Raw genomic sequence first — 10,854 nt, 5'->3', positions numbered from 1 at the left:
GAGCAATGCGGTGCTGCGGAGGCGGCACCCGCGAGAAGTGTGACCTCGCAATTCAAGCCCCTTTTCCGCCCCCAAGATATTTCATCTATACGTAAACGCAATAGCGAGTTCAACAAAATCAGGACTTGCACAACTAGAGTTTTAAACAAAATTTTACAATGTAAAATTGCAAAATTCCACTAACTGAAATTTATAACTTTACAGCCAAATTAATAGAATTATGCAGCGAAAGTTTAGCACTCCATGTTATCGAACTTGCCGTACGAATATTTTTTTGTGGATGGAATATTTTAAGGAAAAATAGGCAAAGGGCAAAGTATGTAAAAGAGCGATTACGCACAAAATAGCCGATGTTGATACAAAAGCAAACCTAAAAGAATTTTCGGCTACAATTTCCCGCAAATAAAGGCAAAATATGAAAGAAATCTCGCTACTAAGGCTCTCGCTCGCAATCTACATCGATATGTTTTTGCGCCTCGTGACCACGTTTATAAACACCTACATGATCTCGCGCGTGGACGTCTCGCTAGTAGGCGCGCTGGGGGCGGGCAACGAGATATTTTTGCTATTCATCACCGTTTTCGGTTTCCTCGCCGTGGGCTGCTCGGTTCTCGTAGCACAGGCGCTGGGAGCAAAGAACAAAGTCCTAGCCATGCGCGCGATCCACACGAGCATCGCATTTAACGCGCTCGTGGGGCTTTGCAGCGGCGTTTTCGTCTTTAGCTGCGCGCCGTTTTTGCTGCACGCGTTGCAAGTGCCCGCCGAGCTTTTGAGCGAAAGCGCGATCTATCTTAAGGTCATCAGCATCGTCTTTGCGATAGACGCCGTCGCGATCGTGCTTAGCGCCATCGTGCGCGTTTACGGATACGCAAATTTCATCATCGCGGTCTCCGTGGCAATGAATTTAGTAACTCTCGCGGGCAACTACGTCGTGCTATTTAGGCCGTTCGGACTGCCGTACTACGGGCTTGAGGGCATCGGCGTAAGCACGATCGCAGGGCGCATGATCGGCGTATTTTTATTCTTCCTCATCATCACAAAGGTGCTAAAGATAAAATTTTACCTCACGATGTTTTTAAAGATCAAGCTCGCCACGCTGCGTAAAATTCTATCCGTAGGGCTTCCGAGCGCTGGCGAAAACATGCTGTGGATCGTGCAGTATCTAGTCGCCTTCGCCTTCGTCGCGAGCATGGGCGAGGCGAGCCTTACCGTACAGACGATCTATTTTCAAATTTCATCATTCATCTTCTTTGGCGGAAGCGCGATCAGTATGGCAAACGAAGTGATCGTAGGCCGCCTCGTAGGCGCCGCCAAGCCGCAGGAGGCGTACCGGCACACATTTACCGCGCTGCGCTTCGGGCTCGGGGCGACGGCGCTTTTCGTCGCGATCGTGTTTTTGGCGCGCGAGCAGATCATGGAGATGTTGAGCCTAAGCGAGGCGCACAAACAGGTCATGCGGCCGCTTTTTTACCTAACTCTCGGGCTTGAGTTCGGACGGACGCTTAATATCGTGTTCGTAAACGCCCTGCGCGCAAGCGGCGACGCGAGGTTTCCCTTTGCGATGGGCGTGATCTTTATGTGGGGCGTCTCGATCCCCGTGGGCTGGCTTTTGGGCATTCATCTGGGGTATGGAATTTTGGGCGTTTGGATCGGGTTTTTCTGCGACGAGTGGCTACGCGGCAGCGCGAATACGGCGCGATGGATAAGTAAAAAATGGCAGAGCAAAAAGTTAGTCTAAATTTGCTAGATCTGCCGATCAGCCTGCGTTTTAAGCGGATGAAATACGCGCGCATCCGCATTAGCAAGGACTGCGAAATCAGCGTGAGCGTGCCGCGCTCCTACACCGCGGCGCAAGCAAAAGACTTCATCCTAAAGCACGAAAGCTGGATCCGCCGAACGCTAGCGCGACTGCGAAGCAAGCTACTAGCGAGCGATCAGGTTAGAATTTTAGGCAAAATTTATAAGCTGAAATTTAGCCGCGAGGCTGAGCTCGACGCAAACTGTGGCGCGAATAAAAATTTAGACAATGGCGGCACGCAAGGCTGCGTGAACTGGGCGAATGGCGATGCGAATAGTGACGCGAGCGGCGTAAATTCGGCTCATTTACAAAGCGGCGCGGGCATAGGCGGTAGCGGCGGCGATGCGAGCAGTAGCGCAAATAACGGCACGGGCGGCATGAATTACGGTGCGGGTGGCGGCACGGCAAGTGAAATTTTAAAATTTCACTCGGGCGAACACACTTCGCAAAGTGGTGCGGCGGGCGAGGATTTGAAATTCAACCTACCGGACGATGCGGCGCAAGGGCTCGCACAACAGAGCAAAGTGCGACAAAGCGGCGAGTTTATAAATACGGCGGCGCAAAATGTCTGCGAGCAATCCTACGGCGAAATTTTAAAATTTAATCCTGCCGCAGGGGATGAAATTTCAAAATTTAAACCCGCTGCGAACGGAGAAATTTCAAATTTTGACTCTGTCGTGGGCGAAGGAATTTCGGTCGCTAGCGAAAAAACTTCAAAATCCGCGAGCGAAAACGCGCCGCAAAATGTAGCGCAAAGCGCGCAAGCGGCGGAGCGCGACGAGCCCGATTTTACGATCAAAAATTTTATCCAAAGCTCTAAATTTAAAGATAAAATTTTCGTATCGGGAGGCGCGATCTTTTGCGAGAGCGAGGGCGAGTTTGCGGCGTTTAAAAAGGCCTTTGCGCTTGAGCTTTATCTGCGCTATATCGCGAAATTTTCCCCGCGGATAGGCCGCAAGATCGCGCGGGTGCGGGTGCGCAAAATGCAGACGCGCTGGGGCAGCTGCAACCACGCCAAGGGCTATCTCAACTTCTCGTTAAGCCTGATAGAGCGGGATCCGCGCTTCGTCGAATACGTCGTGATGCACGAGCTCGCGCACCTCATCCATGCAAACCACGGAGCGGATTTTTACGCGCTCATCGCGCAGATCATGTCCGATTTTAGGGCACGTATCAAGCTAGGTAAAGGCTAATTTGCGAACGGGGCGCCCGTTTAAATTTCACGCCACTGCGTCGCAGTTCTTGCCGCAGTCGATAAATTCCAACCGATCTTTCGCCCTGCCGTAGCAGACCGCAGCCCGATCCGAATTTGCGCAGCACAGACGGCGAAATTTCGCAAATTTTTGCGGATCCAAACGCTAATCTAAAGCCGCAAATTCCACGTATTTCTCCATCGCAACCAGCAGGAGCCAGCGCGCGGTAGGACTGAAAAAATAGTGGTGTTCGAGAACCTGCTCCATTATAAATTTTAAAAAATCGTAAAAATATTCGGGCGCAAATTTAACCTCGGCACTCGTTAGGCTATCGCCTAGATAGTGGATTTCGCCGCTCAAAATCCTTGCTTTTACCGCGGGGTTGCGTCTATGAAGCTTCTGGCACCAGCAAAGCTGGGGCAGTCCGCGGTCGCGTAATCTTTCAATTCCCGCAAGACGGGTTTGGAGCCGACGAAGGTGAAATTTTTTTCTATAAATTTCACTCCGCCCTCGCTCACCTGCCAGCGATCGCCCAAGCTCGATAGAAACGCAAACATCTCATCATCCGCGGATTTGAAATTTGCAGGCTCATTTTTGCGATCCATCTTCGTCCTTTTTAAATTCATAGTTGCTTTTATTTTGAAATTTTTACAATAAAGAACAAAAAATATGTTTGATTTAATCTTTTTAAAATCATTATATTGAATTAGGCTAATCAAGGTTTCCCGAGCTCTTTTTATTTCAAGCGAAATCCTTTACCGCTTTAAAATTCAACCAATTCAAATAATCATTCTTTCTTTATTTTTTTGAACTTTATTTATTTGTTATCATCAGTGAACTGCTCTTTGACAAGATCTTTGATATCGCTTTTAATACTTTTAGTATCAACTATTGAATCCTCACCCAGCTTCTGAAATTTTTCTTTATCTGCCTTCGTATATTCCTGTTCATCATCATATTTTTTTGTGATCAACCGAATCATCTTGCGACGCAAAAACTTCTCATCTCTAACATTTGACCTCTCTTTGATCCACCCAATTAGTAATACCATCAACATTATAAAACCAATATAACCTAGAATTGGATACATAATCGATACTAATTTTTTAAAGCCCATAAAGGATAATATATACCCTACAACTACGGTGCCAATCATAATTGGATAAAAACGTTTTGATTGATTAGATGAGAAACGTTTTGCTAAGGCATAGAATAAACTGAAAGCAGTATTAAAGATCAAGCCGAAGATAACAAGTGCATACACAAACGCAAATGCAGGGTGAATCTGTTTGGCAATAGCCAACATAGGAATATCAACAGTCGTTGCAAGTTTTACATTTGCATATAAGATACAGGTTGTAACTGTGATGATAATACCGATTATAAATCCACCCAAAGTACCACCTTTTTCTGCTACACCAATCCTTATAATGGATCCCCCTAATACAAAAGCCATTGATACACCTGTCATAACGCAGAGCGAAAAATAATTCAGAACAGAAAACCAGATATTTGGCATTGGAGTAGAGATTGTATTTGCAATTGTTTCTAATTCTTTAAAATCAAAACGTTGACTTGCAAAGGTATATACTGCCATAATCATAATCATGATAAAAATAATAGGCGTAAATATTCCGATCACATTCGTGATTTTTTCAAAATCAAGAAAGCTAACAAGGATTATCAATACGGCACATAGGAGTGCTCCTGACCAGAATGGCATGCCAAATTGCTGATTAAGATTTGATCCAGCCCCGGCAATCATGACAAAACCTACCACAAAACAGCAAATAATTAAAGAAATATCAAGAATTTTATTAGTGATAGATCCAGCAATTTGTGAAAGAACTTCAAAGTGATCATTGGATCTAAAATAACTACCGAATGTAATAATGATTTTACCAAAGACGGCATTGAGGATACCAAGAATAACGGCTCCAAGAATACCCCATTTGCCAAAACTGACGAAATATTGCATCAGATCCTGACCGGACGATAATCCAGCACCGACAATAACCCCAACATATGCTAACGCTACATTTAAAATTTGTTTTAACATCATCCTACCTCTTAATTATAAAAATTTTAATTTGCTTTACTAATATTAAGAATCTTTAAATTTAAATAATATTAAATGCTAATTAAATTTTATCCAAATAATGACACGAAATTTACACCGAAATTACATCCAAACTCTTAGCGAGATTCCAAGCGAAAATCCCGTACTTTGGTGAATAAAACCGCAAGACCGCCGCTCAAAACAGATCAAGGCAAATCAAGGCAGATTACTTGAAAAAATTCTTGATCTTATCTAGTATCCCCTCGTCGTCTCCGCCCTTACTACCGAAGCTTTCTTGAAGCTCGCGCAAAAGCGCCTCTTGCTTCTCGTTCAATTTTTTAGGCGTCTGGACGTTTACCTGCACGATCAGATCGCCGTTTTTCTTGGTGCGGATATTCGGCGCGCCCTCGCCGTAGATCGTGAAGCGCTGCTTGTCCTTGGTGCCTACTTTGAGCTTTAGCTCCGCCTTGCCGCGCGGCGTCGGCACCTCGATGCTCTCGCCCAAGATCGCCTGCGTGAAAAACACCGGCACCTCGATATACAGATCATCTCCGTCGCGCAGGAAGTGGCTATCCTCCTTCACGCGCACGATCACGTACAGATCCCCGATCTCGCCTGTTTTAGAGATGTTGCCCTTGCCGCTTAGGCGCACGCGCTGTCCGTCGTCGATACCTGCGGGAATGTCAAATTTAAGGCTCACGTCCTCCTCGGTAAAGCCCTTGCCGCCGCAATCCTTGCACCTGTCTTTTACGATCTCGCCCGTGCCGCCGCATTCGGAGCAGCTTTGGATGAAGCTCATATATCCGCGCCTGACCGCGACGCGCCCGGTGCCGCCGCAAGCGGAGCAGGTGTGTCTTTTTTTATCCTTTGAGCCGGTGGCGTCGCAGGCGGAGCACGGCTTTTTGATCTTGTATTTTATCTCCTTGTGAACGCCCTCTAAAGCCTCTTTAAATTCCAGCGTTACGGCCAGTTCGGTATCTATGCCGTATGGATCGCTAGGGCGCGAGCGACCGCCGCCGCCGAATGCCTGCTCGAAAAAATCGCCGAAAATAGAGCTAAAATCAAATCCTCCGCCGCTCGCGCCGCCGTATGCGCCGCTGATGCCCTCTTTGCCGTAGCGATCATACATTCTGCGCTTTTGATCGTCGCTTAAAATTTGATACGCTTCGTTGATCTTTTTAAATTTCTCCTCCGACTCCTTGTCGCCCTGGTTGCGGTCGGGATGGAATTCCAAAGCGAGCTTTCGAAACGCCTTTTTTATCGTCTCGGCGTCGGCATCGCGCGCCACGCCTAAAATTTCATAATAATCTTCTTCCACGAAATTCTCCTTGAACTATACAAAAGGGGCAATTTTATCTAAATTTAATAAAACGCAAGTTAAGACTTAACTATTTTTATGTATAATGCAATATTTAAATTTCAAATCAACTATGCAAAGGATAAAAAATGATAAATGTATTGATGATAGAAGACGACAGCGAGTTTGCACAGCTTCTAACCGAATATCTGGCTAAATTTAACATCCAAGTTACAAACTTCGAAGACCCGTATCTGGGCATTAGCGCTGGGATCAAAAACTACGATCTGCTGATTTTGGATCTTACGCTTCCTGGGATGGACGGACTTGAAGTCTGCAAAGAGATCCGCGAGAAATACGACATTCCGATCATCATAAGCTCGGCTAGAAGCGACGTAAGCGATCGCGTCGTGGGTCTTCAGATCGGTGCGGACGATTACCTGCCGAAGCCTTATGATCCAAAAGAGATGCATGCGCGCATCATGAGCCTCATCCGCCGCTATAAAAAAGCTAGCGAGAAGGAGGAAACCGCCACTGATAGCGTATTTCGTATCGACGACAAGCGCCATGAAATTTACTTCGGCGAGGAGTCGCTCGTGTTAACGCCTGCGGAGTATGAAATTTTAGAATACCTAATCAAGCAACATAGCTTTTCGGTATCTCGCGAGCAGCTAGTATATCACTGCAAAAGCTTAAAAGATAAGGACTCAAAGAGCTTAGACGTTATTATCGGACGCCTACGCACCAAAATCGGCGACAGTTCCAAAGCGCCTAAGCATATCTTTTCGGTTCGCGGTATCGGCTACAAGCTCATCGGATGAAGCACTCCTTAATCACGAAGATCACCGTATTTTTCGTAATCGCGCTTATTCTGGTATGCACGCTTTTCATCACTTTCGGGCGCATCCAGATGAGCAAAGCCCTGGGGGCGATGCAGGCAAACCAGATAAACGCGGTAAATTATCTACTCGAGCTTTATAAACGCAACACCCCGCCTAGCGATATCGAGCAGTATTTTTCAAATTTCGGGCTCGAGCTTGTCAAAGACAAAAACGTTATCCAAAATATCGGCACCAGCGGGAAGAAATTTTTTGTCCAAGACACCTCGATCGGGGAGTTTAGCTCGGTCGAGTACAATAACTCGCTCTTTTTAAATATCAAAAACAACTCCTTCATCGTCGTTTTTGAAAGTATCGGCACGAAAAATTTAAACGATCCGCTCTGGGTCGGGTTTTTCCTCACCGTCGCGGTTTTAGTTTCGCTTTATCTGTCGATCATGAAGAGCTTCACGCCGCTAAAAAAACTAAGCAAAAATATCAAAAAATTCGCCCAGGGTAACCTGGACGTAAATTTAGCCGCTACTCACAGCGAGGACGAGATCGGGCAGGTCGCGCAGGAATTTAACAACGCGATTGCCAAAATTCAAGAGTTGATCCGATCGCGCCAGCTGTTTTTACGCACCATCATGCATGAGCTTAAAACCCCGATCGGCAAGGGCAGGCTCATCACCGAAATGCTCGATGACGAAACGCAAAAAGAGCGGCTCGTCAATGTCTTTGAGCGGCTTGAAATTTTAATCAACGAGTTTGCTAAAATCGAGCAACTCCTCTCAAAAAGCTACTCGCTCAACTATCAAGACTACCATTTCAGCCTGATTTTAGAGCAGGTAAGAGATATGTCGATGCTCGATAATTGGGATGAGCTTATCAGCACGGATATCGAGTGCGATGCGGTGATAAACGTGGATTTCGGGCTATTTGCACTGGCGATTAAAAATTTAATCGATAACGCCCTAAAATACTCCAGCGATAAAAAAGTTCGCATCATCTGCGACGAAAATAAAGTAAGTGTCGCCAACCGCGGCGCGGCGCTTGCAAAATCATTCGAGCACTACAAGCAGGCCTTTATCAGAAATAAAGACGAGAAAGCCACCGGCATGGGGCTTGGGCTTTACATCATCGATAAAATTTGCGAGCTGCATAAATTCCGCTTCGAGTACAATTACAGCGACGGCACACACTACTTCTCGATCGTCTTTTCGCCGAAGGGCGCTATATGAGCGGCGGAGATAGGTTTGAAGAGCTCGTCGCAAGCTTTGAAAAGCTTCCCGGCGTGGGCAAAAAGTCCGCTCTGCGCTTTGCCTACTACGTAAGCGTTCAAAACTCCTTTTTGGGGCTAAATTTAGCGCACAATATCGAAGAGGCGGTGCGCGGACTGCACAGATGCCGCATCTGCGGAGCGGTATGCGAGGGCGAGATCTGCGAATACTGCGCCGACGAGGAGCGCGAAAGCGATAAAATTTGCATCGTTGAAAACCCCAAAGATATCTTTATTTTAGAGAGCAATAAAATTTACAACGGCCGCTACTTCGTGCTGCAAAGCGCAGGCGAAGAGACGGTGGAGGCTCTGCGCGCCATGGTAGAGCAAAACGGCGCGAGCGAGCTGATTTTCGCGCTGACGCCGGGCATCAACTCCGACGGGATCATGCTCTACGTCGAGGATAAGCTCGCGGATCTGGGTTTGAAATTTACCAAGCTCGCTCAGGGCGTGCCTACTGGCGTGAGCTTAGACAACGTCGATATGCTCTCGCTAATAAAGGCGATCAACGGGCGCACCGAAATTTAAAATTTCGTCTAAATTTTAAATTTATGCGGTCAAATTTAAAGCGCAAAGAGCCGAACAGGTTTTGCCGCAAAACCCAAGCAGCGAAATTTGAGGCGTAAATTTAAAGTCGGCGCGCGATGAACGCGATGAAATCGAAATTTACGCGGCTTTGGTGCGCGATACGATGCGGCAGGCGCGGCGGCGTCTCGCTTGCCGCGAGGCTTTAATGGCGTTTGACGCGTAAAAATTTTAAGCGCTCTCGTTTCAAGGCGGAATTTCGAGCGCTCAAATTTTAAAAGGCGAAATTCTAAACGGCGAATTTCGAGCGTTCAAATTTTAAAAGCACTTTCGAAAGTAGCGATACGGGGTTGCGCGACGCTGCGAGCTCGTAAAAATTTAAAGGCGAATTTCAAGGCGCGTAAAACGGTTTAAATTTTTAAATTTCGCAGACGTGGGATTTAAAAATTTAAACGTAATTTTCCATTATAATATTTAAGGACAAAGGTGAAAAAGGTTCATTTTATCGGCATCGGCGGCATAGGCATCTCCGCATTAGCAAGATTTTTACACGAGAAAAATTTTATCATCTCAGGCTCTGATATCAAAGAGAGCGAGACGACCTACAAGCTAAGAGCGGACGGTATGGAGATCATCACTCCGCACGACGCTTCGGCGATCAAAGATCAGGAGATCGTCATCTACTCCGCCGCGATCAAAGAGGACAACGTCGAGCTGCAAGCCGCGCGCAAAAAAGGGATCGTCTGCCTCTCGCGTAAGGAAGCCCTGCCCTTCGTGCTAAAAGACAAGCGCGTCTTCGCAGTCGCCGGCGCGCACGGCAAAAGTACGACGAGCGCGATAACCTCGGCGCTAATAAACGGCTCAGTCATCATCGGCGCGATCTCCAAGCAGTTCGGCTCGAATATGAAGTACGAAAACAGCAAAAACATCATCTTTGAAGCCGACGAGAGCGATTCTAGCTTTTTAAATTCCAACCCCTACGTCGCAGTCGTGACCAACGCCGAGCCCGAGCATATGGATCATTACGACAACGATTTGGATAAATTTCACGCGGCGTATCGCGGCTTTTTGGAGCGCGCCAAGATCCGCGTGATAAACGCCGAGGATGAGTTTTTAAGCTCGATAAAGCTCGGCTGTATCAAGCTCTTTCCTTCACGCGACATAACGGATCTGAAGGTGCTGCTGCGCGATCATCAGCCGTTTATGAGCTTTAATCTTAAAGAGCTCGGACGCTTCGAGGTTTACGGGCTCGGAAGACACATCGCGATCGATGCGTCGCTAGCGATCCTAGCCGCGGCGTGCGAGACGGGGCTAGAACAGATCCGCAAAAATTTGCTAAATTACAAAGGGATCAAAAAGCGCTTCGACATCCTGTGCGCCACCCCGAGCTTCGTGCTCATCGACGACTACGGTCACCATCCCACCGAGATCAGAGCGACTCTGCAAAGCGCGCGCGAATACGCTAGCCTGCTAGGGCTTAGCAAGATCACGGCGATCTTTCAGCCGCACCGCTTCAGCAGGCTTAAGGCGAATTTAAACGCCTTTAAAGAGTGCTTTGCGGGCGTAGAAGAGCTCGTGGTGCTACCCGTTTACGCCGCGGGCGAGCCTAGCAACGGCATCGATCTGAAAGAGGAATTTAAGGGGCTCGGAGCGCTATTTACCGAGCGGGTCTTTAGAAACGGCGAGAAGATAGAATTTAGCGATATTTTTGGCGTCCGCCACATCATAAACGACGGGCTCGTGATCGGATTTGGCGCAGGCGACATCACCTATCAGCTGCGCGGAGAATTTTAAGCTTGAAAACTCTCGCTGAATTTATGAGCCAAACTCCGCTGCAGGCGGGCAAGGATAAAATTTGAGATTTTTAGTGTTTATTTTCGCATTT

At 47.2% G+C, this 10,854-nt stretch carries 11 protein-coding genes; 6 read left to right on the top strand and 5 right to left on the bottom strand.

The window, feature by feature from the left end; all coding sequences use genetic code 11:
• Positions 1-415: 415 nt before the first annotated feature.
• Both Q0413_RS09375 and Q0413_RS09370 read left to right on the top strand, forming a co-directional pair.
• A complete protein-coding gene (locus tag Q0413_RS09375; RefSeq protein WP_298989673.1) occupies positions 416-1,738 on the top strand; it encodes an MATE family efflux transporter in 1,323 nt (440 codons plus the stop codon).
• Positions 1,714-2,991 (top strand): M48 family metallopeptidase, encoded by a 1,278-nt coding sequence (locus Q0413_RS09370; protein ID WP_298989670.1) that lies wholly within the window; start codon positions 1,714-1,716, stop codon positions 2,989-2,991. Before Q0413_RS09375 ends, Q0413_RS09370 begins: the two co-directional genes overlap by 25 nt.
• Before the next feature lie 27 nt (positions 2,992-3,018).
• On the opposite strand, the gene Q0413_RS09365 is transcribed toward Q0413_RS09370, so the two are convergent.
• The 5 genes from Q0413_RS09365 to dnaJ form a co-directional block, all read right to left on the bottom strand.
• Positions 3,019-3,153, bottom strand: coding sequence for a hypothetical protein (locus Q0413_RS09365; RefSeq protein ID WP_298989667.1), 135 nt, complete (start codon positions 3,151-3,153; stop codon positions 3,019-3,021).
• Positions 3,154-3,156: 3 nt separating this feature from the next.
• Positions 3,157-3,351 carry a hypothetical protein gene (locus Q0413_RS09360; RefSeq protein WP_298989664.1) on the bottom strand — a complete coding sequence of 65 codons (195 nt, stop codon included), beginning with the start codon at positions 3,349-3,351 and terminating at the stop codon, positions 3,157-3,159.
• 11 nt (positions 3,352-3,362) lie between these two features.
• Entirely contained in the window at positions 3,363-3,596 is a 234-nt protein-coding gene (locus Q0413_RS09355; protein WP_298989662.1) for a phosphohydrolase, read from the bottom strand.
• A 212-nt stretch (positions 3,597-3,808) separates the two neighbouring features.
• Positions 3,809-5,053, bottom strand: a complete 1,245-nt coding sequence (locus tag Q0413_RS09350) for a hypothetical protein (RefSeq protein WP_297942973.1) — start codon at positions 5,051-5,053, stop codon at positions 3,809-3,811.
• A gap of 223 nt (positions 5,054-5,276) precedes the next feature.
• Positions 5,277-6,368 carry a molecular chaperone DnaJ gene (gene dnaJ / locus Q0413_RS09345; protein WP_298989659.1) on the bottom strand — a complete coding sequence of 364 codons (1,092 nt, stop codon included), beginning with the start codon at positions 6,366-6,368 and terminating at the stop codon, positions 5,277-5,279.
• 128 nt (positions 6,369-6,496) lie between these two features.
• Between dnaJ and Q0413_RS09340 the strand changes: the two genes are divergently transcribed.
• The 4 genes from Q0413_RS09340 (at position 6,497) to murC (ending at position 10,763) form a co-directional block, all read left to right on the top strand.
• Complete coding sequence (locus Q0413_RS09340; RefSeq protein WP_005870149.1) at positions 6,497-7,168, top strand: response regulator transcription factor; 672 nt, start codon at positions 6,497-6,499, stop codon at positions 7,166-7,168.
• Positions 7,165-8,406 (top strand): ArsS family sensor histidine kinase, encoded by a 1,242-nt coding sequence (locus Q0413_RS09335; protein WP_298989657.1) that lies wholly within the window; start codon positions 7,165-7,167, stop codon positions 8,404-8,406. Before Q0413_RS09340 ends, Q0413_RS09335 begins: the two co-directional genes overlap by 4 nt.
• Positions 8,403-8,972, top strand: a complete 570-nt coding sequence (recR, locus tag Q0413_RS09330; RefSeq protein WP_177389255.1) for a recombination mediator RecR — start codon at positions 8,403-8,405, stop codon at positions 8,970-8,972. Before Q0413_RS09335 ends, recR begins: the two co-directional genes overlap by 4 nt.
• Positions 8,973-9,455: 483 nt before the next feature.
• Positions 9,456-10,763: a UDP-N-acetylmuramate--L-alanine ligase gene (gene murC, locus Q0413_RS09325; protein ID WP_298989654.1), complete on the top strand. Its 1,308-nt coding sequence runs from the start codon at positions 9,456-9,458 to the stop codon at positions 10,761-10,763.
• The last annotated feature ends 91 nt before the right edge of the window (positions 10,764-10,854 follow it).

The sequence above is a fragment of the uncultured Campylobacter sp. genome (genome assembly GCF_938045465.1).
In the GTDB taxonomy this organism is placed as follows: Bacteria; Campylobacterota; Campylobacteria; order Campylobacterales; family Campylobacteraceae; genus Campylobacter_B.
The sequence above is the reverse complement of the archived record's forward strand: the minus strand, read 5'-3'. Positions and strand labels throughout refer to the sequence as shown.

Bases quoted from the DNA above. Each gene is read 5' to 3' on its own strand.
- Q0413_RS09375 (WP_298989673.1), top strand. From the start codon at position 416: ATGAAAGAAATCTCGCTACTAAGGCTCTCGCTCGCAATCTACATCGAT.
- Q0413_RS09370 (WP_298989670.1), top strand. From the start codon at position 1,714: ATGGCAGAGCAAAAAGTTAGTCTAAATTTGCTAGATCTGCCGATCAGC.
- Q0413_RS09355 (WP_298989662.1), bottom strand. From the start codon at position 3,596: ATGGATCGCAAAAATGAGCCTGCAAATTTCAAATCCGCGGATGATGAG.
- Q0413_RS09350 (WP_297942973.1), bottom strand. From the start codon at position 5,053: ATGATGTTAAAACAAATTTTAAATGTAGCGTTAGCATATGTTGGGGTT.
- Q0413_RS09340 (WP_005870149.1), top strand. From the start codon at position 6,497: ATGATAAATGTATTGATGATAGAAGACGACAGCGAGTTTGCACAGCTT.
- Q0413_RS09335 (WP_298989657.1), top strand. From the start codon at position 7,165: ATGAAGCACTCCTTAATCACGAAGATCACCGTATTTTTCGTAATCGCG.
- recR (WP_177389255.1), top strand. From the start codon at position 8,403: ATGAGCGGCGGAGATAGGTTTGAAGAGCTCGTCGCAAGCTTTGAAAAG.